Consider the following 23892-nt stretch of genomic DNA (forward strand, 5'->3'; position numbering starts at 1 on the left):
GATTGCTGCCTGAAGAGATTCCATGACTTATTGCGTCGGCCTCAAGATCGATCGTGGGCTCGTGTTCATGTCGGACACGCGCACCAATGCAGGGATGGATTCGATCTCCACTTTCAAGAAGATGCATGTCTGGGAAGAGCCAGGCGAGCGCGTCATCGTACTGATGTCGGCCGGCAATCTGGCTACGACGCAGGCCGTGGTCAGCCTGCTCGACGAGCGCACCAAGGCGGTGGCGGAACGCCACGCGACGCTGCTCGAGACCCCATCCATGTACCAGACGGTTCGGCTGGTCGGCGACACCGTCAAGGAAGTCATCGCCAGCTCGTCGCCTGCCGGCGAAAAGGCGGATTCCTATTTCAACGCCTCCTTCATCCTCGGCGGCCAGATCAAGGGCAGCCCGCCACGGCTGTTCATGATCTATCCCGAGGGCAATTTCATCGAATCGACCGACGACACGCCGTTCTTCCAGATCGGCGAGACCAAATACGGCAAGCCGATCATCATCCGTGCCTATGAAAGGACGATGAGCCTGGCTGAAACGGTCAAGCTCTTGCTGGTATCGTTCGATTCGACGCTGAAATCGAACCTGTCCGTCGGCCTGCCTCTCGACCTGCTGTTCCTGCAGGAGGACACGTTCATGGTGGGTTTGAAAAAGCGCATCGGCCAGGACGATCGATATTATCGTGCTATTTCCGAAGGCTGGTCGAACGCGTTGAAGACGGCCTTTGCCAGCCTGCCGGATTTTCCGGGGTAGCGCGGGAACCTTCGTCGCGGTTGCCTGTCTCTATTTAACATGTTAATCAAAATTCAAGCGGCTGGCTGATCGGCGCGTCGGGAGGATCCATGGACAACGAGCAATTCCGCGACTGGTCGAGGCGCGCCGCCGACTGGGGCGCTGATTACCGCGCCGGCCTTCGCGATCGGCCCGTGCGACCTGCCATAGCGCCGGGCGAGATCTTCAGGAGCATCGAAGCTTCTCCGCCGGAGGCCGCGGAATCGATGGAGACGATCTTCGCCGATTTCGAAGCCAAGATCGTGCCCGGCATGACGCATTGGCAGCATCCGCGTTTCTTTGCTTATTTCCCGGCCAATGCAGCACCCGTCTCGGTGGTGGCCGAATATCTGGTCTCTGCGATGGCCGCGCAGTGCATGCTGTGGCAGACTTCGCCGGCGGCGACAGAGCTTGAGACGCGCATCGTCGACTGGATGCGCCAGGCGCTCGGCCTGCCCGAAGGCTTTTCCGGCGTGATCCAGGACTCCGCATCATCGGCGACGCTGGCCGCCGTGTTGACCATGCGCGAGCGCACGCTCGACTGGCAGGGCAACAAGAAGGGTCTTTCCGGGCAGGGCAGGCTGCGCGTCTATTCCTCCGACCAGGTGCACACCTCGATCGACCGCGCCATCTGGGTCGCCGGCATTGGCGAGGAAAACCTCGTCCGCATTCCCGTCGCCGGCACCTACCGCGCCATGGATACCGCGGCTTTGGAAGCGGCGATTGTTGCCGACCGCGCGGCCGGCCTATTGCCGGCCGGCATCATCGCGTGCGTCGGCGGCACCAGCACCGGCGGCACCGACGACATCGCTGAAGTGGCCGCGGTGGCCAAACGCCAGGGGCTCTATCTGCATATCGACGCCGCCTGGGCCGGATCGGCGATGATCTGTCCGGAATACCGGCATTTCTGGACCGGCGTCGAGGGCGCGGACTCGATCGTCTTCAACCCGCACAAATGGCTGGGCGCGCAATTCGACTGCTCGATCCAGTTCGTCCGTCAGCCGGAGGATCTCGTGCGCACGCTGGCGATCAAGCCGGACTATCTGAAAACTCGCGGCCATGACGGCATCATCAACTACTCCGAATGGTCGGTGCCTCTCGGCCGTCGCTTCCGGGCGCTGAAGCTGTGGTTCCTGCTGCGCGCCCATGGCCTCGAGGCGCTGCGCACCATGATCCGCAATCACGTCGCCTGGAGCGAAGGCATAGCAGCGCGCCTGGCCGAGGAGGAGGATTTCGAGCTCGCCAGCCAGCCGATGCTGTCGCTGTTCTCGTTCCGGCATCGCGCCGCATCCGGCGCTGACTGCGACGAGCACAATCTGCGTCTGGTCGACGCCATCAACAATGACGGCCGTATCTACCTGACGCAGACGCGTGTCGATGGGCGGGTCGCCATCCGCTTCCAGGCAGGCCAGTTCGAGACAACCGCGGCCGATGTCGATACCGCCTTCACTGTCATCTGCGAGTGTGCAAGATCGCTGAGGGACTGACAGGGTAACAGGCTAATCAGGTCCCAAACCGCGGTCGGTTCGGACGCAGCTTCATGCTCGCCCGGCAAACTCGCCGCTGTTGCACCCGCAACGTTGCCCGGCCAGCGTTACCCGCCCGCATCGATTTCGCCTTTGCAATCATCGGCATTTCATTAGCCGGCGTCTCCCTTTTCATCGCTTTCGTTTTCAGCTACAAACAAGAAAAACGAAAACGGGAGGTTCTCAGTGTATTTGTCGCCGCGCCATGCCGAAATCATCCAGATGGCGAAGGACCATGGCCGTGTGCTGGTCGATGACCTCGCCACGCATTTCAACGTGACGCCACAGACCATCCGCAAGGACCTCAACGATCTCTGCGACCAGCGGCTGCTGACGCGCATCCATGGCGGGGCCCTGTTCCCGTCCGGCATCGAGAATATGGAGTATGAGGCGCGCCGCAAGATTGCCGCCGACGAGAAGGAGGCTATCGGCCGCGCGGCGGCCAGGCTGATACCCGACAACGCCTCCCTGTTCATCAACATCGGCACCACGACCGAGTCGGTCAGCAAGGCGCTGCTCGACCATACCGGGCTGATGGTCATCACCAATAATATCAATGTTGCCAACAGGATGCGCATCTATCCTTCGATCGAGGTGGTAATCGCCGGCGGCGTCGTGCGCGGCTCCGACGGCGGCGTTGTCGGCGAGGCCGCGGTCGATTTCATCAGGCAGTTCAAGGTCGACTATGCGGTGATCGGCGCCTCGGCCATCGACCATGACGGCGCGTTGCTCGATTTCGACTTTCGCGAAGTGAAAGTGGCGCAAGCCATCATCGCCAATGCCAGGCACGTCATCCTGGTGTCCGACCAGACCAAGTTCGAACGCACCGCGCCGGTTCGCATCGGCCATCTCTCGCAGGTAAACACCTTCATCACCGACCGCTGCGACATCCCGTCGGTGCGCAAGATCTGCGAGGAAGCGGAGGTGCAATTGATTGAAACGTCGCTCGGATAGCGGCGCTATCACAGCCCCGTGATATTTCGTTTGACATTCGTTCTTATTTCGAAATAATCCCGCTACGGTTTCGTGAAAACCTAAAAATGCTGCAATGCGAAATCGCGGGAGGGCTTTGTGGACGCAGTCCGTGACATCTTCGTCATCGGTGGCGGCATCAATGGCTGCGGCATCGCCCGCGACGCCGTTGGGCGGGGCTTTTCGGTGTTTCTGGCTGAGATGAACGATCTTGCCAGCGGAACCTCCTCCGGTTCGACCAAGCTGATCCATGGTGGCCTGCGCTACCTCGAATTCTACGAGTTCCGGCTGGTGCGCGAGGCGCTGATGGAGCGCGAGGTTCTGTGGAAGAACGCGCCGCACATCATCTGGCCGATGCGCTTCGTGCTGCCCTACGCCAAGGGCCTGCGCCCGGCCTGGCTGATTCGGCTCGGCCTGTTCCTCTACGATCATATTGGTGGCCGCAAATTGCTGCCGGCGACCCGGACACTGGACATGTCCAAGGATCCGGCCGGCAAGCCGCTGAAGCCGCTGTTTCACAAGGCGTTCGAGTACTCGGACGGCTGGGTCAACGATGCCCGGCTGGTGGCGTTGAACGCGCGCGACGCCGCCGACCGCGGCGCCACCATCCGCACCCGCACGAAAGTCGTCGGGGCGCGGCGCGAAGGCGATCTATGGGCGATCCGCGTGGAAGACGTGCGGACGGGAGAGGCCGACGAGGTCAAGGCCCGGCTGCTGGTCAATGCCGCCGGTCCATGGGTCGACCACGTCCTGTCGACCACCGTGGGCCAGAACGACGTGCACAATGTGCGCCTGGTGCAGGGCAGTCACATCGTCATCAAAAAGAAGTTCGATGATCCGCGCGCCTACTTCTTCCAGAACAAGGACGGGCGCATCATCTTCGCCATCCCTTACGAGGAAGAATTTACGCTGATCGGCACCACCGATCGCGACTATCCCGGCGATCCGCATGACGTGAAGATCAGCGACACCGAGATCGACTATCTCTGCGCGGCGGCGAGCGAATATTTTGCTGAAGCCGTGACGCGTCCTGACATCGTCTGGACCTATTCGGCCGTGCGCCCGCTCTATGACGACGGTGCTTCGAAGGCGCAGGAAGCGACCCGCGACTATGTGCTGAAAGCCGATGGCGGCGAGGGCAAGGCGCCGATCGTCAACGCTTTCGGCGGCAAGATCACCACCTACCGCCGGTTGTCGGAATCGATGCTGGAAAAGATCGAAGGTTTTCTCGGCAAGCGCGGCAAGCCGTGGACGGCGAACGCGCCCTTGCCAGGCGGCGATTTCCCGGCCACCGGTTTCGACGCCCAGGTGGCGAAGCTGAAGAGCGCCTTTCCTTTCATCGACCAGCGCCTGGCGCGTCGGTTGACCCGGCTTTACGGCACGCGCGCGCAAGTGCTGCTCGGCCTCGCCAAGTCGAACGCCGATCTCGGCCGCAATTTCGGCGCCGATCTCTATGAGGCCGAGGTACGCTACCTCAGCGAAAACGAATGGGCGCTGACCGCCGAAGATGTATTGTGGCGTCGCACCAAACGCGGTCTGCATCTCAGCCGCGAACAGGCCTCGGCGCTTGACGAATTCATGCGCGGCATCAGCCGGCGCCATGTCGCGGCAGCGGAATAGGGAAGGCGATTGATGCACAAAGCCTGGGAGGAGGCATCATGCTGGAACTGAGAAACGTGACGAAGATGGTCGGCGCGGTGGAGCATATCCGCGACGTGTCGCTGACGCTTCAGCACGGCTCGCTCAACGTTTTGCTCGGGCCGACACTGTCGGGCAAGACCAGTCTGATGCGGCTCATGGCCGGACTCGACGTGCCGACCACCGGTTCAGTCTGGTTCGACGGCCAGAATGTCACCGGCATGCCGGTGCAGCAGCGCAAGATCGCCATGGTCTATCAGCAGTTCATCAACTACCCCGCGATGACCGTCTACGAGAACATCGCCTCGCCGTTGCGCGTCGCCGGCACCGACCAGGCCAAGATCGACAAGGAAGTCCGCAACGCGGCAGGGCTTTTGAAGCTCACACCCTATCTCGGCCGCACGCCGCTCAGCCTGTCCGGCGGCCAGCAGCAGCGTACGGCGCTGGCCCGCGCCATCGTCAAGAATGCCAGCCTGGTGCTGCTCGACGAGCCGCTCGCCAACCTCGACTACAAATTGCGCGAGGAGCTGCGCGCCGAACTGCCCAAGATATTTGCCGCCGCCGGCACTATTTTCGTCTACGCCACGACCGAGCCGCATGAAGCCTTGCTGCTCGGCGGCAATACGGCGACGCTGTCGGAGGGGCGGATCACTCAATTCGGGCCGACCATCGACGTCTTCCGCAAGCCGATCGACCTGGTGACGGCGAAAACCTTTGCCGATCCGCCGCTCAACACCATCGTGCTGGCCAAGAAAGGTCCGGATTTCCTTCTCGAGGGCGGCGTCAAGCTGCCGGTACCTGCAGAACTCGCCGGCATTGCCGACGCCAACTACACGATCGGCTTCCAGCCGCATCATCTGTCGCTCGAGCGGCCCAACGCTGCCGCGGTGCCGGTGCGCGCCAAGGTGACGATCACCGAGATCACCGGCTCGGAAAGCTTCATCCATCTCGATTTTGCCGATGCGCGCTGGGTCATGCTGACCCACGGCATCCGCGATTTCGAGCCCGACGCCGAGATCGAGGTGTTTATCGATCCGCGCCACATCATGGTCTTCGACAGCAACGGCAGCGCCGTCGCCGCGCCGAAGCTTGCGGCCTGAGGGGGGAAGAGATGGCGCGCATCGACGTCAACCATGTCAGGCACTCCTACCTGCCCAATCCGCAGAAGGATGCCGATTTTGCGCTGCGGGAAGTGCACCACACATTCGAGGATGGCGGCGCCTATGCGCTGCTTGGGCCCTCGGGTTGCGGCAAGACCACGCTGCTCAACATCATTTCGGGACTTCTGCACCCCTCGCACGGTGAGTTGTTGTTCAACGGCAAGGACGTCACCAATCTGTCGACGCAGGAGCGCAACATCGCGCAGGTGTTCCAGTTCCCGGTCATCTACGACACCATGACCGTTTACGACAATCTTGCCTTCCCGCTGCGCAATCGCGGCGTGCCGGAGGCCGATGTCGACCGCAAGGTGCGCGAGACGCTGGAGATGATCGACCTGGCGTCGTGGGCGAAGAAGAAGGCGAGGGGCCTGACCGCCGACCAGAAGCAGAAGATCTCGCTCGGCCGCGGCCTGGTGCGCTCGGATGTCAATGCCATCCTGTTCGACGAACCGCTGACGGTTATCGATCCGCACATGAAATGGGTGCTGCGATCGCAGTTGAAGCAACTGCACCGCCGCTTCGGCTACACCATGGTCTATGTCACCCATGACCAGACCGAGGCGCTGACCTTCGCCGACCAGGTCGTCGTCATGTATGATGGCGGCATCGTCCAGATCGGCACGCCGGCTGAATTGTTTGAGCGCCCGCGCCACACATTCGTCGGTTACTTCATCGGCTCGCCCGGCATGAACGTCATGCCGGTGGCGATCGACGGCAAGACTGCGACCATTGGCAGTCAGCGCATCGAGTTGCCCGGCGCGCCAAAGACCGCCGCTGGGAGCTCCGGCGCCATCGAACTCGGCATCCGCCCCGAGTATGTCAGGCTCGGCCGCGAGGGCATGGCGGTTAAAATAAGCAAGGTCGAGGATCTCGGCCGCCACAAGGTGGTGCGCGCCAGCCTCGAAGGCCGCGAGATCGCTGCCGTCATCGGCGAGGACGAGAGCGTGCCGGCCGACCCAAAGGTTCGCTTCGATCCGGCCGGCATCAACATCTATGCCGATTCCTGGCTGGTTGAGATGGGGCGTGTCGAGATGGGGGCATAGATGGAAAAGACCTGGAACAACAAGGCCTGGTTCCTGGTGCTGCCGGTGCTGGTGCTGGTGGCGTTCTCGGCCGTCATTCCGCTGATGACGGTCGTCAACTATTCGGTGCAGGACACCTTCGGCAACAACGTCTTCTTCTGGGCAGGCACCCAGTGGTTCGAGGAACTGCTGTCGTCCAGCCGCTTCTGGGAAGCCATGGTGCGCAACCTGATCTTCTCCTTCATCATCCTGGCCATCGAAGTGCCGCTCGGCATCTTCATCGCGCTCAACATGCCGAAGAAGGGTTGGGGCGTGCCGGTCTGCCTGGTGCTTATGTCGTTGCCGCTGCTCATTCCGTGGAACGTCGTCGGCACCATCTGGCAGGTCTTCGGCCGCAACGACATCGGCCTGCTCGGCTACTACGTCAACGCGCTCGGCATCGACTACAATTACGTGCAGGATCCGTTCGACGCCTGGGTCACCATCATCATCATGGACGTCTGGCACTGGACCAGCCTTGTCGTGCTGCTCTGCTATGCCGGCCTGGTTTCGATCCCGGATGCCTTCTACCAGGCGGCCAAGATCGACGGCGCCTCGCGCTGGGCGGTGTTCCGTTATATCCAGCTGCCGAAGATGCAGCGTGTGCTTTTGATCGCCGTGCTGTTGCGCTTCATGGATAGCTTCATGATCTACACCGAGCCCTTCGTCGTCACCGGCGGCGGCCCCGGCAACTCGACCACCTTCCTGTCGATCGACCTCGTCAAGACCGCGCTCGGCCAGTTCGACCTCGGTCCGGCGGCCGCCATGTCGCTGGTCTACTTCCTGATCATCCTGTTGTTGTCGTGGGTGTTCTACACCGTGATGACCAACTACGACGCGGAGCGCTGAGATGAGCGGCGCCAACGAAAGAGCCGACAGAGTGAGCGAAACCACCGCTTCGGGAAAATTGGCGAGCACGCTTTCGCAGGATCAGGTCGCCCGGCTGATGCGCAAGCGCGGCGAGGAATCGCGCTGGTGGTGGATCGTGCCGACGATCTACATCATCGTGCTTCTGCTGCCGATCTACTGGCTCATCAACATGAGCTTCAAGACCAATGCCGAGATCGTCTCCTCGCTGACGCTCTATCCGCATCAGCCTACGATCGCCAACTACGTCACCATCTTTACCGACGCCTCCTGGTACTCGGGCTACATCAACTCGATCACCTATGTGGTGATGAACATGGTGATCTCGGTGGCCGCCGCGCTGCCGGCGGCCTACGCCTTTTCGCGTTACCGCTTCCTCGGCGACAAGCATCTGTTCTTCTGGCTGTTGACCAACCGCATGGCGCCGCCGGCAGTGTTCGCGCTGCCGTTCTTCCAGCTCTATTCGGCTTTCGGCCTGATCGACACCCACATCGCCGTGGCGCTGGCGCACTGCCTGTTCAATGTGCCGCTGGCGGTGTGGATCCTCGAAGGCTTCATGTCGGGCGTGCCCAAAGAGATCGACGAAACAGCCTATATCGACGGCTACTCCTTCCCGCGCTTCTTCGTCAGGATTTTCATGCCGCTGATCGCCAGCGGCATCGGTGTCGCGTGCTTCTTCTGCTTCATGTTCTCATGGGTCGAGCTTTTGATCGCTCGCACGCTGACGACCACCGATGCCAAGCCCATCGCCGCCACCATGACCCGCACCGTCTCGGCCGCCGGCATGGACTGGGGCCTGCTTGCCGCCGCCGGCGTGCTGACGCTGATCCCCGGCGCGCTCGTCATCTGGTTTGTCCGCAACTACATCGCCAAGGGCTTCGCCCTGGGGAGGGTGTGATGAAACAAACGCACGGGTTCATCCTCACCACCACCGCCAAGGGCTTTGCCCTGGGGAGGGTGTCACCATGAATCTCGACCTCACCTGGATGGCGTGGACGTGGCCGACGGCGGCGTTCTTCGGCACCATTCTTCTGCTGCTGTGCGGCATGGCGTTTTGGGAATTTGCCTCGCCGGGCGGCAATCCGCGCGTCGGCATCCTGCGCTTCGAGACGACGCGCGGCGACCGTCTTTTTCTGTCGCTGCTTGGCAGCGCCTTTATCCATCTCGCTTGGCTGGGTCTTGTCGGATCCAACCTGTGGTGGGCTCTCGCTCTCTCCGTGGTCTACGCCGTCGGCGTGTTCCGCTACGTATAGAGGGGGAAACTGTTGGATCGACCGCGTGCCGGCGGCCGTTCCAGATCGCACTTGAAACCTAAATGTGGAGGAAACCTATGCGACGGCAATTTTTAACATCAACAACTGCCCTTGTCCTGTTGCTCGGGGTAGGCAACGCCTACGCCGGAATGGATGAGGCCAAGGCGTTTCTGGACAAGGAAATCGGCCCGCTGTCGACGCTCGACCGCGCCGGCCAGGAAGCAGAAATGCAGTGGTTCATCGATGCCGCGAAGCCTTTCGCCGGCATGGACATCAAGGTCGTGTCCGAAACCATCGCCACCCACCAGTATGAATCGCAGGTGCTGGCGCCGGCCTTTACCGCCATCACTGGCATCAAGATCACGCATGACGTCATCCAGGAAGGCGACGTCGTCGAGAAGATCCAGACCCAGATGCAGACCGGCCAGAACCTTTATGACGGCTGGGTCAACGATTCCGACCTGATCGGCACCCACTGGCGCTACCAGCAGGTCCGCAACCTGACCGACTGGATGGCGGGCGAGGGCAAGGACGTTACCAATCCGAACCTCGACCTGAAGGATTTTATCGGCACCTCCTTCACCACCGCGCCGGACAAGAAGCTCTATCAGCTGCCCGACCAGCAGTTCGCCAACCTCTACTGGTTCCGTTACGACTGGTTCAACGACGAGAAGAACAAGGCCGACTTCAAGGCGAAATACGGCTACGACCTCGGCGTTCCCGTGAACTGGTCGGCCTATGAGGACATCGCCGAGTTCTTCACCGGCCGCGAGATCGATGGCAAGAAGGTCTATGGCCACATGGACTATGGCAAGAAGGACCCGTCGCTCGGCTGGCGCTTCACCGACGCCTGGCTGTCGATGGCCGGCAACGGCGACAAGGGCCTGCCGAACGGCCTGCCGGTCGACGAATGGGGCATCAAGGTCAACGAGAAATCACAGCCGGTCGGCTCCTGCACGGCGCGCGGCGGCGACACCAACGGCCCGGCTGCCGTCTACTCGATCCAGAAATACCTCGACTGGCTGAAGGCCTACGCTCCGGCCGAAGCCCAGGGGATGACGTTCTCCGAATCCGGCCCGGTGCCGGCACAGGGTGCGGTCGCGCAGCAGATATTCTGGTACACCGCCTTCACCGCTTCGATGGTCGACGCCGGCGCCAAGGCGGTGCTGAACGACGACGGTACGCCGAAGTGGCGCATGGCCCCGTCGCCGCATGGCGTCTACTGGAAGGACGGCATGAAGCTCGGCTATCAGGACGTGGGTTCCTGGACGCTGATGAAGTCGACGCCGACCGACCGCGCCAAGGCCGCCTGGCTCTACGCGCAGTTCGTGACCTCGAAGACGGTCGACGTGAAGAAGAGCCATGTCGGCTTGACCTTCATCCGCGAAAGCACGATCCACGACAAGAGCTTCACCGAACGTGCGCCGAAGCTCGGTGGTCTGATCGAGTTCTACCGCTCGCCGGCCCGCGTTCAGTGGTCGCCGACCGGCACCAACGTGCCCGATTATCCGAAGCTGGCACAGCTCTGGTGGCAGGCGATCGGCGATGCCTCGTCCGGCGCCAAGACGGCGCAGGAAGCCATGGACTCGCTCTGCGCCGAGCAGGAAAAAGTCATGACCCGCATCGAGAAGTCGGGCGTCCAGGGCGATATCGGCCCGAAGATGGCCGAAGAGCATGACCTCGCCTACTGGAACGCCGACGCGGTCAAGAACGGCAATCTCGCGCCTCAGCTGAAGATCGAAAACGAGAAGGAAAAGCCGATCACCATCAACTACGACGAACTGGTGAAGAGCTGGCAGAAGTAATCTTGGCGTACGCGCCAGGATCATAGTGAACGGGGAGGCGGCATCTTGCCGTCTCCCCTGTTTGTATAGGCGAGCTACCGGGAGGACTAATGACCGGATACATCCTTGCAATCGACCAGGGTACGACATCGACCAGGGCGATCCTGTTCGACGGCGCGATGAAGGTCGCCGGCAGCAAGCAGCAGGAATTCACGCAGCATTATCCTGCCTCCGGCTGGGTCGAGCATGATCCGGAAGAGATCTGGGCAAGCGTCGTCGCCACCGTCAAAGGCGCGCTGAAGGCCGCCGGCCGCGAGGCTTCGGATGTGGCGGCGATCGGCATCACCAACCAGCGCGAAACCGTCGTCATCTGGGACAAGGCGACCGGCAAGCCGATCCACAATGCCATCGTCTGGCAGGACCGCCGCACCGCGCCGCTCTGCCAGAAGCTGAAGAAACACGGCCTGGAGAAAAAGTTCACCAAGAAGACCGGCCTGCTGCTCGATCCCTATTTCTCCGGCACCAAGATCGGTTGGATGCTGGACAAGGTGAACGGTGCGAGAAAGCGAGCCGAAAAGGGCGAACTGCTCGCCGGCACCATCGACAGTTTTTTGATCTGGCGGCTGACCGGCGGCAAGGTGCATGCGACAGATGCCACCAACGCCTCGCGCACGCTGGTCTATAACATCGAGAAAAATGTCTGGGACGACGAGCTGCTCTCCATCCTGCGCATCCCGGTGGCGATGCTGCCTGAGGTCAAGGATTGCGCCGACGACTACGGCGTGACGGAAAAAAGCCTGTTTGGCGCTGAAATCAAAATCCTTGGCGTGGCCGGCGATCAGCACGCAGCGACCATCGGCCAGGCCTGTTTCGAGCCAGGCATGATGAAATCGACCTATGGCACCGGCTGCTTTGCGCTGCTCAACACCGGCGCCGATCTGGTGCGCTCGAAGAACCGGCTGTTGACCACCATCGCCTATCGGCTGAACGGCAAGACTACCTATGCCTTGGAAGGCTCGATCTTCATCGCCGGTGCCGCCGTGCAATGGCTGCGCGACGGCATCAAGGTGATCGGCAAGGCCGAGCATAGCGGCGTTTTGGCGGCAACCGCCGACCCCACGCAGAACGTCTATCTGGTGCCGGCTTTCGTCGGTCTCGGCGCGCCGCATTGGGACGCCGAGGCGCGTGGCGCGATCTTCGGGCTGACGCGCAACTCAGGCCCGGCGGAGTTTGCCCGCGCGGCGCTGGAATCCGTCGCCTACCAGACGCGCGATCTCCTCGACGCAATGCGCAAGGACTGGAAGGGGGCGTCGGCCAAAACCGTGCTTCGCGTCGACGGCGGCATGGTGGCCTCCGACTGGACCATGCAGCGGCTGGCCGATATCCTCGATGCGCCGGTCGATCGCCCGACCATTCTGGAGACGACGGCGCTGGGTGCGGCGTGGCTTGCCGGCTCGAAAGCAGGCGTGTGGCCGAAGGCGAAGGATTTTGCCAAGAGCTGGGCGCTCGAGCGCCGCTTCAAGCCGGACATGGATGCCGACACCCGCTCGGCAAAACTGGCGGGTTGGCGCGACGCGGTGCGCCGGACATTGAGCGCGTCCTGATTTCGCACTTAAGACCAAGTCCGCGAAAAGACGAAGCCCGCGCCCATTGCCGGCGCAGGCTCCGTCCTACCCTAACTTCGCCCTAAACACATCAATAGGGCGAATTACACTGCCGCCGAGGGCCGTAGTTGGGCTGGAATGTGTTGTCCGAGGCGCGGTAGGAGCGATAGCGGTCGTGGCACCACTGCACATGCGCATCGCCGCCGTAGACGCGGTTGTTCTCGCTGTTGACGATCGCACCGGTGATCAAGGCGCCGGTGGCGAAGGCAGCCAGCGGGAACCAGTAGTCGCCGTGACGGCGATAGCCGCGGTGATATTCGCGATAGCCGCGATGGCCATTCCAATAGCTGCCGCTATCATTGTTGCGCGAGAACTGGCGGCCTACGCGGAAATCGCGATTGCCGGAATTGCGGTTGCCGTGGCGCATCCACCGCCAGTTGTCATGACGAGAATCGCCCACATTCACGATGTCGGACGAAGTTGCTGATGACTGGGGCACGAACATCTGGGCGGCATTGGCCGGCATAGCGGCGGCCGCGGCAAACGAAATTGACAGGGTGGTCGCCAGTAGACCCGTTGCGATCTTGTTCATGATCTTCTCCTTGAAGGGTGGTTGACGTCCCTTGTGAGACGAAAACGGCCCGCTCGTGCGATGGTTCCCACCAAAACAGTAAGTTGCTGATTTGTAATGTTTCTCGAACTCGGCGCGTGAGAAAAGGCGCGTCTCGCGCGCCAACAGATCGAAGCGGCGACCACGTTGCGGGAGCGGCTCACCGGGCTGGTGACGACGCAATTTGCGGCGCGTCTGGCGATGGCTGAAACCCCGGTCGAAGGGCCATCTTTTTCCGGTTGACCGGTCGCGGCACTCTCCCTATGTTCCGCGCAATTTCGAGGGCGGCCTTTAGAGCCCGCGGGAGCGCGTAGCTCAGCCGGTAGAGCAACTGACTTTTAATCAGTAGGTCATGGGTTCGAATCCCATCGCGCTCACCAGTTTTTTCAAGCACTTAACGGTTTAGCGCCTGCGCCTATGTCGTGCCGGGCTAACAAAGGGCTAACAAAAACCTTAGTCTGTAGTCGGATTGCGGTGGAGCGATTCACATTCTTCAACAAATCTCGATGCGGTTTCTGAAATTTGGCTAAGGGTTTCGAAGACAGGCCTACCTTGCAAGGGCTGACCTGGACCGAAAGCGATTTCAAAATTCATCCCAAACTGGCCATCTAGTTTCACGTCTCCCGACGCTCCAGGTGGCACGGAAACGGTGGCATTGAACACGCGGCCGTCTTGGGAGAGAAAATCTTGTGGCCCAAGGGCCACCCGGTGGCCGCCGATCGATACATCAAGCTTGTATACCTTCAGCTTGGATATCGATGGAATAAGCAAATTGTGTTTGTCTGCAAGATCCAGCTCGTGAAGCTCTCTCAATAGGTATTTGCCCCCGGGATAGGGCTGAAGCCGTTCCAGCATCAGGCGAGCGCTTACGCTAGCATCATGCATAATGGTTCTCAAAAAACTCTGGAATCGTTCGGGATTTTCACCCGTAGGGAATGCCGCTCTGATTCCGTCACCAGAGCCTAAAGGGGGCTTTGTGAGAGCTACGGCACAATAATCAAAAGCGGTCCTGATGTTGTGCACCGAGTCACCGACCACCGTAGCGAATTCCAGCGGCATCAAATTTTGCGTCATATAGGTTACATTGAACTTGCCATCCTGCACGGGTCCTCCCGGCAAAAGGAATTGAGTACCCTCCCGCAACGCAAATTCGTGCTCTGCGCGCCTAAGATCGGCGAGGTGCTGACGGCCCCTATGAATCTTCACAGTCGCACCGGCAAAAGGTGAGCCGTAGGTCATATACATCATCACCAAATTTTGGATATCGATAACGATCCCTTACCACACAATTATGACTGGCGCCCGTCGTGAGCCCAGGCCCGCCACCGTGAGGCAGCGGGCCAAATCCTTCACGCTGAAAGATTTTACAGCGAGACAAGCACTTCCTGGGACTTGAGGTCGTCCGGCCACATGACCGTTTCGCCATAGTCTTCCGGGCAATAACCCTCAGCGTCGGCGCCTTCCTCGTCGTCGGCGTTGTCTAGCTCTAGATCGCATGTGTCGCAGGCCGGCAGGTTGGGAGCGGTTCCGGACAGGAACGACTGCCCGCCATTATGCGCCCAGCCCAGAGAAGGCTCGTCGTCTGCGGTTTCCTCATCGTCGCAAAAGTCCGCCTCCATTAGATCCAAAGCTGTCACCAGCGACATCGCCCGGTCTAGAAGGTCGTCGAGTCGCTTCTCGACGGACTGGCGCCAGACGCGCGGGTCTGTTCCCCTAGGCATGCCATAGGGCTTTAGAACGCGAATGTGGCCGGTCATGACACGCGCTCCTGATCGAGGAACGCCAGCGCCGTCATCATTTCATCACGGTGCCACCGGCTCGTTTCGCCGGCATCAAGCAATGTTTGGAAGAGGCGGTTGCATACTGCCTTATCGATAGGCTTTGCTCGGAGGCTTGCGCTGTAGGCATCGTGTGCCGCGCTCAGGGCGGCCAGGGCGGCCTGCCACGCCTTGATCTTCTCCATCAGATCGGACGGGATAGTTGCGGGCGGCGCCAGCGCTACAGCGCCCGCTATGGCCGGAAGCGAGGCCAGTCCGACCAGCAAATGCCGCCGGTCGATGGTTGTTGCCTGTGATGTCATGTTGAAGTGTCCCCAGGAAGGGCTGTTCAGGCCCGCGTGGCGAGCAGCGCCATAGCCGGGGTTGAACACTTGCCTGGAAGACAAGCCGAACGCCTTTAAGGTTTCCCTCTGGACATAGCGTCCGCCCCCGGCCATAAAAGCCGAGTTGGACGCCCGCCAAGGCGCTCCACATGCGTCTAGGAAGCCTGTCAGGGCCTCCAAGTCTCGCTTTTTCGGTGAAGCCGCCCCGCCAAGGGTTGCGCCGCCGTATTCCAGGTCCGGGTGTTCAGCCCACGGACACAGTTTGCTTATTCGCCGATTTCGTCAAGCACTCCCTTTGGGGAGACGGCTTGCGTTTGCGCGAACGAATAGGCCGGCGGACAAAGCCGCCGGCTGCTGCTCCTCTTATCAGTGATGAGTTTTACGGTATCGCCGCCGGACTTCGGCCAGGACGAACTCGGGGGATGCTCTGAGCGGAATAGCCTCGCGGTCGTGCTGTTCCTCGATCGGCTCAGGCTCACGATCGGTGTCACCGTCCATCTCGTCGAGCACCGCAATGAGATGCTCGATGGTGGCTTCAATGCGGTCGCGGAAGAATGTGCTCAATGGACGCTCCCCCACTGAACGGAGAGCGTGCCGCCGAGTTCGTGGATGGCGCGCACGATGCAGTTATAATTCGCGGTCCCACGCTTTCCTCGCCAACGTTTGTCCTTGAAATAGCGCTTGGCATTGGCGAACTCATCGAGGTCAGCCATCGAGATGTTCTGCCGCCAACACTCCTCGCGCAGTGTGTCCAACAGGCCGATGCCGGTCGTCTCGTAAGGCTTACGCGGTCGTGAAAGCTTTTGCTGCGAACCACGGTCGAAAATAGCACGCGATTCCATCTCGGGAAACGCTTCGTACAGCACCTTAGTGGTAGCCGTGCGATACAGCTTGCGGAACAGCGTGTCTCTCTTAGCTGTCCATGTGCTGCTCTTGGTGATTCCGATGCTCACGCACCGGCTCTTGATCGCGCAGCGGCTGCGGTGGGGAAGCGCTCTTGATATAGCGGCATAGTCGGGATAACCGTCCCGGCAAATGCCGTCTTCAGCGTCTGTCCAAAGCTTGTAGCCCCGGCATGTCACTCCCTGCTTTTGGATCCTTCTTCTGGTTTTTTCCCCGATCGTTTGATGGTGGGCAACGAACATCAGGCACTCTCCTCTTCATGTGATTGAAAAAATCTTTGGAGGCTTGAGCTTCTTCATGTCACCCGACGTTTCGTCGCCGTCGAACCGGGAAATAGTGGGTAGGACAAATCTGTCGCGAAATGGGGTAGAGAAAACTGTGCCCGTGAATCCCGCTGTTATCCCCCGCCCATGAACATTATCCCCCTCTACATCGCCGCAATCGCCCTCCTGATGCTCGCCAGCGCGGTCTGGCGCTACCGGCAGCGGGACATGGTGGGTGTGGCCGCGTGCCTCCTGATGGCTGCGCTTGGCGTCGTAGCCCTACTGCTTCCTGTGAGGTAGAACCTGAATGCCCGCTTGCGCTTATTCGTATAACAGTTCAAGCACGCCCTTGCGGGGGCGAAGCTATGGGGGGATCGAATGTTGTTGTTTTCTGCGGGCTTTGTGCTGGGAATAGTCGCGTGCATCGGCGGCATCCAAGCGTTCGCTTGGTGGGTAGACCGATCAGCAGACCGTTCAGTGAGTTAAATCGGCCTTTTATTAGCACCCGCTCATCTTGACTGCACCGCCGGCTCGCCATTGGCTTTGGCTTTGGAATGGCACTGGCCGGTTAGCGTAGATCCGCCCCGGCAATCCGCCGCGTGAAGGCCCGCTCAACACCAGCAACAGCCTCATCCTTCGTTTCGACTGTTCCGTGCGCGCCGCCGTCATGGCACGTCCAGAACCAAGTGCCTGCGGCTGGGCCGTGCATCCTCTTCATGATGCGTCCGACCTTTTCCTGCTGGAACGCTGCGGCGAAATCGAAGGGCGCCGTCTGCCCTCCTATGACGGTCCGCGACCATGCCAGCCAAACGCGAGCACCTCGGCCGAGCACGAACTTGAACGCCTCGTCCTGTTTCTCGAACGTCTGGAGGATCGCGCTTCCGTCGAGGACCTGAAAGCCGATTTGATAGGCGAAGCGGACGGTAAGGCGATCTGCTGGCATGGCTCCGATATAGCGTTCAATCTTCCTCGCGGAAATCCTGCAAAGAGGCATGGCGAAGGTCTTCCTCGCCGCGCAAGTGCTTCACACGGCCGATAAGGCCCGGCTTAACCCATTGCGTCGCCGGCCGCTTCATGCCCTTGGGTGCCGGCCCAGCGTGCTCCTGGACGCGCTTCCATAGCCGTTCCCGGATTGCCCGGCTGGAGTTGATGAACGCTGAGCCGACATACTGCCCGGTGGTCCGATCGGCCATCAGCGCAAAGGCCGGCTTGCCCGGCTCCCGCTCGACACCGAGCAGGTCGTATTCCTCCACCATGTAGTTTTTGATCTTCAGCCAGGCGGTCGACCGGCCGCTGCGGTATTTGCTGTCGCGGCGCTTAGAGACCATGCCCTCGATGCCAGCCTCGTCGATCAGGTGGAAGATGGCTTTTGCGTCACCGGGCAGCGCCTGACTAAATTGAATGCGAATGTTGGCGGGGATCATGCTTTCAAGGATCTCGCGCCGTTCCTGCAGGGCCATGTCGCGCAGATCGTGGCCGTTGAGGTGGAGGAGATCGAAGGCGACGAAATAGAGGTCGTGCTGCCGGCGCGTGATCGCCTTGCGCAGTTCGCCGAAGTCCGACAGGCCAGCATCGTTCAAGACGACGATCTCGCCGTCGACGATGGCGCTCTGGGCGCCGAGCTCCGCGCTTGCCGCCACGATATCGCGGTATTTTGTTGTCCAGTCGAGCCCACGGCGGGTGTAGATCCGCGTCCCGTCCTCGTCGATGATCAACTGCGAACGGTAGCCGTCAAACTTCACCTCATGAGTCCAGTCGCCGCCCTCGGGAGGCTTCTCCACCAAGGTCGGCATTAACGGCTCGATGAACTTCAAACGCATGCACTGACCCACCGTCCGGCGATTCAAGCGGCGAGCCTGAAATCGGTTCCGGAACATTTTAGACGAATTGCATGTTTGAACGGTTATGAAGATCGAAGCCGACGAATGCCGGGCAGCGTTGACGCTCATCCGGCGCACTATCGAGGATCTCTGTCCGCCTGGCGTGCTGCCCAGCGAGGAAGCGGTGAACGGTCTCTATGGGCCGGGGCTCATGGATGAGGCGGAAGCGCTGGCTGCTGCCATCGTCGCAACGATCGACCAGATGCAATTGCGCGTGATGGTGAAACCGCCTTCCCCAAGCATCAAGTCCTAGACACCCCGTGACGACCGGCTGTTTTGCCTTACGCAAAGCTTTCGGCCGGCAGGTCCGTCAACCGGCTACCCACAGAAGCAGTGCGACACCGACCGCATAAGGGATCAGCACAGCCGCAAAGGCGACCCACAGGCCCGGATCGGCGAATACCTGCATCTGGCTGCGAAGCTGTTCCATGGCACCAAACAGCAAAAGGCCCGCTGTGTTCCCAAAAGCGCAAAAAAGCCGGCCACCTTTCGGCAGCCGGCCAGTTCCAACAGAAGGGAACGGTGCACCGATGGGGCAGTGCAGCGTCCGAATTGTTTCGAGGCTACAATGTTCCAAGGGGATTCACAGATTCGGAGTTTCGATCTATGCTGAAGGCATGGAAGCGATCTTTGACGATATCGCCAGCGCCCTCAGAGAGCCCCGCCAGGACGTGTGGCGCCCCGTCCGCGCCTTCGCCCTCGACATGGCAGCCAAGCTGTTCCTTGGCATTGCTATCGGCCTCGGTGTTGGCTTTGGAATGGCGCTGGCCGGCTGATCACTGGAACGAGATGCCCACGGCCTTGATGACCGAGCCGGACAGGGTGACGGTGAAATCTCCACTCGCATTATTTTCCGTCGTTGCCATAGACCATGCGTCGGTCGCAACAGGCCGATCGTTGGTCAAAGCAATCTCATCATGAATTGGACTGTTGACGCCGCTCCATGAGCCGACTGCGCCGCTGCCGGTGATTGAGCCCGACAGGAAGAAAGCCACGCCTGACGTTTTGACCTCTAGATCGGTTGCGGTCGCACTGTTTGTGCCCGATGCGGTCACGCTGTCGACAGGTGTGCTGCTGACCGGGAACAGACGATAGACGGCGATCGTGCAATTGAACGGTGCCGCCCCAGCGAAGGTGACGACAAAGGTGGCAGTGGTCCCCGCAGCGATCGGCAGGTAGAACCATGAGACAGAGCCTTGGCCGTTCCCGCCGACGACTTCGGGTCCTTTGGTCATGGCATTGCCATCAGCGGTAACACTGTTCACGGCTCTGGACGTCCCGGTATTTCCAACGTTGCCGTTGACGCCAACCAGGATGAGGCGCCCGGCTCCGGCAGCGCCAATGTTCTTGGCCGTGAACGTATAGGCCGTTGCGTTGGTGTTATCGACGGTCGCGCCCTCGTAGCTGTACGTCATTGGTGGCGCTGGCGGAGGTCCACCAGTGCCGTTGAAAAAGTTTCCGCCGGAAAGCAGCATTGGTGTTCACTCCTTATCGTTCAAACATGGCGATCGAATAGGGTTCGATGACTGAGCGCGCGATGTCGCGCACCCCTGCTGTCACGTCGATAACAGCGCCCTGAATGAGATCGTCTATGTTCTCTGTCGCGACTTCCGAAGGATCGAATCCGCCGCCGTGGACCATCAGGTCTTCGAGAAAGTCGGAGAGCAGCCGGTCGTTGATACCGTCCCCGGCGATCAGCCGAAGCCGGCGAGGCTGCCCGGAAATGACCACCACAGCGGTTTCAGTCTCGCCGTCATAGGCAAACCCTGTAACGCTTGCGTTGGCGCCGGTGAATGAGCGCGTGACGCCGGTCTTGAGGTCTGTGAGGTAACTTGTCCCGCCAGCTGCGAAATAGAAGTCTTCGGTTAGCCGATTAAGGTCAGGCGCACACAGTCTGCGCGTCCCCCCGTTGGCCTGAATCTGATAAGGCACAGTCTTGCTATATTCGACTGCGCCGGTCGTGCCATTGATGCGGCTGACGGTTGCGGCGTCGGTCCAGACGACGAGATCGCCGTCATCATCGTAAACGGCATATCTGAGATCGTTCGGAAGAGTCGCCAGGACGCTGCTGCTCTTCAAAAAGCCAGAAGAGGTGAACGTCACCTTCACCAGATCGGCATCCGCGCAAAGCCAAACATCCACCTCGCTGCCCCGCTGTTCGCCAGGCGTAACGCACTGGACGGAAGCGTAGCCACCCCAGCCCTCCGCAGACGAATACGCCAGGGTCACAGCCGCTTCGGTCAGGAGAACCGAAAAGATCCCCACATCATCGCTGACGCCAACCATGATCGCGGACGAAGCGAAATCGATGAGGCAACCCGGATCACCCGATATGCCGGAAGACGCCACGACGTTGTTGACCGTATCGATGGCGGCACCCGTCGAGCCATCGACGAGAACGGCTTTCCATCCACCGAAGCCAGCGAAACTGCCGAGGTAAATCAGGCGATCGAGCGCGCGGCTGTAGCGAAACAGGGCATAATAGGCCAATGCGTCGGCGGGGAGGTCGAGGCTGAAATATTGGCTGACTGAATAGATCGAATAGAGAGTGGCATTCGGGGCCGTGTCGAAACCGTAGAGCTTGCCTTGATCCCAGACAGGAATGATCTGCCCGAATGCGATCGAACCGCTAAAGGTTGTGAAAGCATCATAGTCGTGCGTCGATGCACCGTCCTGAATCCATTCCGCTTCGAAGACAGGAGGCGCACCCAGACCGGCAATATCAAAGTCGGTGACCACGATATCGAGGTAGCCCCTGTGAGCGGAGACGTTGGTTTCGCCTTCTTCCTTCACCATGGTCGGGTCGCGCGGCTGGGTGCTTTTCCCGTCATATGCGCGGAACTTCAGTCCTTTTGCACGGTAGCCGCTTGTGGCATCGTAAATAGCCTTCCCGTTGGCGTAGAGCTTGCGCATCGTCCATGTCGAGTTTGGAACAAGCGGACGCGCAAACCGCAGGCGAGCCGACATCTTCGCCGTGGTCGACGTGATCGTATCCCAGTATTCGATATGGGTCGAAGTAACCGTCAGGATCGGCGGCACCCAGATATAGGCTGCCGGTAACCGGCACTTGCCCCAGACGACAGGGATGGTCTGCCCGTAAGCCGAGGTCGGTAGTGTTACCTGAACGTTTGGAACTTCCGGCACAGTCGGCGTCGGCTGTTCCTGACCCCAACCGCCGTAACTCCCCAGACGACGCGCGCTCATGCTATTGCCCGCCTATGCAAAAGCTGTCCAGCAAAGCTGCCGGGCAACCAGGTTCATCCACCATCGAGATTTCGTTGACGTCGAGCATCACGGCGATGAAAGACACTCCGGAAGCGATAGGCCGGGCTATGCCCTTCTTGCGGCCCATGGACAGGCCGGTGAGCTTGCCTGTTTCCATCAGATCCCGCGCGAGTTTTGCGCGTGGCGAATCCGACAGCTCGCCGACACAAAGAAGGCCACGGTCGTCTTCCTCGAACTTGATCCACTTGCCGATCTCTTCGCCTTCGTGCTGAAGCAGCATTTTGGGCTGGAAGCCTCGCCGAATGAGATTTTCGAACGCGCCTTGACCGACAACGATCTCGTCGTTGCAAGCAACACCCCAGGCGATGGCATGGCCGGCGATAAGCATTCTATTCCCTCGATGCCTGCAGGGTGAGTTCGTCAAACATCTGGCGAGCGCGCTGGCGGGCCGTGCCCTCGCTCTCGCCGGCTGCTGCGGTGTAATTCAACGTGATGTTTGTGCCGGGCTGCTGGACATTGACTGAGGTATTGGACGAGCCGTCGTCGGCGGTGGAGGCAAGCTTGTAGCTACCGAGTTGCGTGTGACCGATTCCCCAACTCGAAATGTAACTGCCGACGCTCGGATCGAATGCGTCACCGAACATGGTATTGCCGGTACCGGTCGCGCCACTGTCATTGTTGTGCACAAGTGCCGCGAGGATTGACGACGAAAGCATGCCGAAAGTCTGCGCGGTCACATCGCTTAGTTTGTTGATGACGATGTTCTGTTGTTGCGTCTGCTGCGCTGAATAGCGGCCGATGTCGTCACTCAGCCGGCTGATATAGCCTTTGGTGTTCGTGTCCAGGCGGTCCACGTTGTCGGCGGTATCTTCGGTATAGTCAGCGGTGGCCTTTAGGTTCGGATCGCCGCCAAATGACCTGACACCGACGCCGGAGCCGTTGGCGTTGGAGTTGTAGGTCGAACTGCGCGACGGCAAATCAATCTGGTTCGGATCGCCGCCATAGCGATGGACGGTCGGGAGCGATGTGGTGGAGCCCGCACTAAGCTCGGCGTTCATCTTCGCCAGAGCATCCATAGATGCATTCTCGGCAATACGAAACGCCTGCGCGAACTGCCCTGCAATGGTGTTGGCTGCGGTTACGCCAACGGCTTGCGTTACCTTCAATTCGTCTTGGAGATGCTGAAGATTGGCTTTGGCATCATCGATTTGGATGCCGACGCCAATCCCCCGGTCGCTCATCTGTTGAAGTTCGGCGATCTGCTGCTGGACAGAGGCTATGTCGGCGTTGATGTCGTCAGCCGAACGCCCAAACGCTGCTGCGGCAGTCTTTGCACCCTCGGCAATCTTGTCCAGAAGACCGACCTTCGCATCTCCTCTGACCAGGGTCAGGAAGTTTTCAAACGTCGGGTTTGTTTTGAAGTTGGCCAACTGCTCAGAGAAATGCGCTAGTTCCTGCGAAAACCCGGAAAACGCTTCGGTGGCGCCGGTTAGCAGGGGCGCCAGCCTGATTAGTGCCTTCCCCAGATTGGCATTGATCACCGTCGACAGGACATCGAGCTTGTCGTCCAGTTCCCCGGCCCGCTGAAGCAAATCGTCAGGGATGATGATGCCGAGTTCCAGCGCAGTCTTCTTGAACTTGTCGATCGAAGCGCGGCCCTGCTCAAAGATGCGCGCCATCTCGACGCCACCCTTGCCGAACACGGCAGCCGACAATGCGGCCTTTTCCGTTGCGTCGCTCGTCTGCGCCATCGCATCGGCGACGAGCTTTAGGCGCTCCTCCTGGTCTTTGGTGTTGAGGATGTTCTGGAGCAGTTCCGGGTTGAGCTTCTTCAGGCTGGAGAAAAGCGCACCCTGGCCCAGAGCAGCAAGGCCGGCATTCTTGGCGAAGATATTCAGCGAAGAGTTGTAGCTCTCCTGATCGATGTTGGCCTGTTTGGCGGCAAAGGCGAGCGCCTGATAAGTGTCCGTCCTAAGCCCGGTGGTCTTGGCGTTAGCGGCAATCTCGTCATATTCGGAGATCGTCTGCTTCAGCTTGTCGAATGCACCGCCCAACGAGGCCAGCGCGGCCAGGCCGACACCAGCGGCAAGGCCCGTACCGAAAGTCTTCAGCGTACCCGCCATGCCCGCCACGTTGCGCTCGACGGCAGATACCGCTTTCGCCATCCGAGCACTTTGCGTTTCAACCGTGGCGGCGTTCCTTTTGAAGCCGTCCGCGAATTTGTTCGCATTGGTCGACAAGTCGATGCTGATGCTGCCAACTGTTGCAACCAT

The 23892-nt window shown here is 60.4% G+C and carries 25 protein-coding genes and 1 tRNA gene; 14 read left to right on the forward strand and 12 right to left on the reverse strand.

Features of this window, described 5'->3' with window-relative positions:
• Positions 1-22 precede the first annotated feature (22 nt).
• From NKH22_RS19720 to glpK, 11 genes are all read left to right on the forward strand, one after another.
• Positions 23-754, forward strand: coding sequence for a proteasome-type protease (locus NKH22_RS19720; protein WP_352910623.1), 732 nt, complete (start codon positions 23-25; stop codon positions 752-754).
• 89 nt (positions 755-843) lie between these two features.
• Positions 844-2259, forward strand: coding sequence for a pyridoxal phosphate-dependent decarboxylase family protein (locus tag NKH22_RS19725; protein ID WP_023819859.1), 1416 nt, complete (start codon positions 844-846; stop codon positions 2257-2259).
• A 225-nt stretch (positions 2260-2484) separates the two neighbouring features.
• The gene (locus NKH22_RS19730) at positions 2485-3252 is read left to right on the forward strand and encodes a DeoR/GlpR family DNA-binding transcription regulator (protein WP_023670971.1); all 768 of its coding nucleotides are present in this window, start codon (positions 2485-2487) and stop codon (positions 3250-3252) included.
• Between the two features lie 117 nt (positions 3253-3369).
• Positions 3370-4890, forward strand: coding sequence for a glycerol-3-phosphate dehydrogenase (gene glpD, locus NKH22_RS19735; RefSeq protein WP_352910626.1), 1521 nt, complete (start codon positions 3370-3372; stop codon positions 4888-4890).
• A 38-nt stretch (positions 4891-4928) separates the two neighbouring features.
• On the forward strand, positions 4929-6008 hold the full coding sequence (locus NKH22_RS19740) for an ABC transporter ATP-binding protein (RefSeq protein ID WP_352910627.1): 1080 nt from the start codon (positions 4929-4931) through the stop codon (positions 6006-6008).
• A gap of 11 nt (positions 6009-6019) precedes the next feature.
• On the forward strand, positions 6020-7111 hold the full coding sequence (locus NKH22_RS19745) for an ABC transporter ATP-binding protein (protein ID WP_023700777.1): 1092 nt from the start codon (positions 6020-6022) through the stop codon (positions 7109-7111).
• Positions 7112-7978: a carbohydrate ABC transporter permease gene (locus tag NKH22_RS19750; RefSeq protein ID WP_023670975.1), complete on the forward strand. Its 867-nt coding sequence runs from the start codon at positions 7112-7114 to the stop codon at positions 7976-7978.
• Position 7979: 1 nt separating this feature from the next.
• Positions 7980-8894 (forward strand): carbohydrate ABC transporter permease, encoded by a 915-nt coding sequence (locus NKH22_RS19755; protein WP_023670976.1) that lies wholly within the window; start codon positions 7980-7982, stop codon positions 8892-8894.
• A gap of 67 nt (positions 8895-8961) precedes the next feature.
• Positions 8962-9249, forward strand: a complete 288-nt coding sequence (locus NKH22_RS19760) for a DUF2160 domain-containing protein (RefSeq protein WP_023670977.1) — start codon at positions 8962-8964, stop codon at positions 9247-9249.
• Positions 9250-9326: 77 nt separating this feature from the next.
• Positions 9327-11054, forward strand: coding sequence for an ABC transporter substrate-binding protein (locus tag NKH22_RS19765; RefSeq protein ID WP_023670978.1), 1728 nt, complete (start codon positions 9327-9329; stop codon positions 11052-11054).
• Positions 11055-11143: 89 nt separating this feature from the next.
• Positions 11144-12637, forward strand: coding sequence for a glycerol kinase GlpK (gene glpK / locus NKH22_RS19770; RefSeq protein WP_352910630.1), 1494 nt, complete (start codon positions 11144-11146; stop codon positions 12635-12637).
• A 91-nt stretch (positions 12638-12728) separates the two neighbouring features.
• On the opposite strand, the gene NKH22_RS19775 is transcribed toward glpK, so the two are convergent.
• Positions 12729-13229 carry a BA14K family protein gene (locus NKH22_RS19775; RefSeq protein WP_352910632.1) on the reverse strand — a complete coding sequence of 167 codons (501 nt, stop codon included), beginning with the start codon at positions 13227-13229 and terminating at the stop codon, positions 12729-12731.
• Between the two features lie 322 nt (positions 13230-13551).
• Here NKH22_RS19775 and NKH22_RS19780 point away from each other — a divergent pair.
• Positions 13552-13627 (forward strand) — tRNA-Lys (locus NKH22_RS19780).
• A 73-nt stretch (positions 13628-13700) separates the two neighbouring features.
• Here NKH22_RS19780 and NKH22_RS19785 read toward each other — a convergent pair.
• From NKH22_RS19785 to NKH22_RS19815, 7 genes are all read right to left on the reverse strand, one after another.
• A complete protein-coding gene (locus tag NKH22_RS19785) occupies positions 13701-14486 on the reverse strand; it encodes a hypothetical protein (RefSeq protein WP_352910635.1) in 786 nt (261 codons plus the stop codon).
• Positions 14487-14611: 125 nt separating this feature from the next.
• Positions 14612-15004, reverse strand: coding sequence for a hypothetical protein (locus NKH22_RS19790; protein ID WP_352910637.1), 393 nt, complete (start codon positions 15002-15004; stop codon positions 14612-14614).
• Positions 15001-15327, reverse strand: a complete 327-nt coding sequence (locus NKH22_RS19795; protein WP_352910639.1) for a hypothetical protein — start codon at positions 15325-15327, stop codon at positions 15001-15003. The genes NKH22_RS19790 and NKH22_RS19795 overlap by 4 nt, the downstream gene beginning before the upstream one ends.
• A gap of 387 nt (positions 15328-15714) precedes the next feature.
• Entirely contained in the window at positions 15715-15912 is a 198-nt protein-coding gene (locus NKH22_RS19800) for a hypothetical protein (RefSeq protein ID WP_352910642.1), read from the reverse strand.
• Positions 15909-16493 carry a hypothetical protein gene (locus NKH22_RS19805; protein WP_352910644.1) on the reverse strand — a complete coding sequence of 195 codons (585 nt, stop codon included), beginning with the start codon at positions 16491-16493 and terminating at the stop codon, positions 15909-15911. The genes NKH22_RS19800 and NKH22_RS19805 overlap by 4 nt, the downstream gene beginning before the upstream one ends.
• 589 nt (positions 16494-17082) lie before the next feature.
• Positions 17083-17457 (reverse strand): hypothetical protein, encoded by a 375-nt coding sequence (locus NKH22_RS19810; protein WP_352910647.1) that lies wholly within the window; start codon positions 17455-17457, stop codon positions 17083-17085.
• Positions 17458-17473: 16 nt separating this feature from the next.
• The gene (locus NKH22_RS19815) at positions 17474-18334 is read right to left on the reverse strand and encodes an ATP-dependent DNA ligase (RefSeq protein WP_352910719.1); all 861 of its coding nucleotides are present in this window, start codon (positions 18332-18334) and stop codon (positions 17474-17476) included.
• A gap of 85 nt (positions 18335-18419) precedes the next feature.
• Here NKH22_RS19815 and NKH22_RS19820 point away from each other — a divergent pair, with 85 nt between their 5' ends.
• Together NKH22_RS19820 and NKH22_RS19825 are read left to right on the forward strand one after the other, a co-directional pair.
• Positions 18420-18647, forward strand: a complete 228-nt coding sequence (locus tag NKH22_RS19820; RefSeq protein WP_352910649.1) for a hypothetical protein — start codon at positions 18420-18422, stop codon at positions 18645-18647.
• A gap of 364 nt (positions 18648-19011) precedes the next feature.
• A complete protein-coding gene (locus NKH22_RS19825; RefSeq protein ID WP_352910652.1) occupies positions 19012-19170 on the forward strand; it encodes a hypothetical protein in 159 nt (52 codons plus the stop codon).
• Here the strand turns inward: NKH22_RS19825 and NKH22_RS19830 are convergent, their stop codons facing one another.
• Genes NKH22_RS19830 through NKH22_RS19845 form a run of 4 tightly spaced genes read right to left on the reverse strand, consistent with a single transcriptional unit; the run spans position 19171 to position 23892 of the window.
• Entirely contained in the window at positions 19171-19869 is a 699-nt protein-coding gene (locus tag NKH22_RS19830; protein WP_352910655.1) for a hypothetical protein, read from the reverse strand. It abuts the gene before it with no gap.
• A 13-nt stretch (positions 19870-19882) separates the two neighbouring features.
• Positions 19883-21598, reverse strand: a complete 1716-nt coding sequence (locus NKH22_RS19835) for a hypothetical protein (protein ID WP_352910658.1) — start codon at positions 21596-21598, stop codon at positions 19883-19885.
• A 1-nt stretch (position 21599) separates the two neighbouring features.
• Complete coding sequence (locus tag NKH22_RS19840; protein WP_352910661.1) at positions 21600-22007, reverse strand: HK97 family phage prohead protease; 408 nt, start codon at positions 22005-22007, stop codon at positions 21600-21602.
• Position 22008: 1 nt separating this feature from the next.
• Positions 22009-23892: a hypothetical protein gene (locus NKH22_RS19845; RefSeq protein ID WP_352910663.1), complete on the reverse strand. Its 1884-nt coding sequence runs from the start codon at positions 23890-23892 to the stop codon at positions 22009-22011.

The organism is Mesorhizobium sp. M1252, from assembly GCF_040318265.1.
GTDB lineage: Bacteria > Pseudomonadota > Alphaproteobacteria > Rhizobiales > Rhizobiaceae > Mesorhizobium.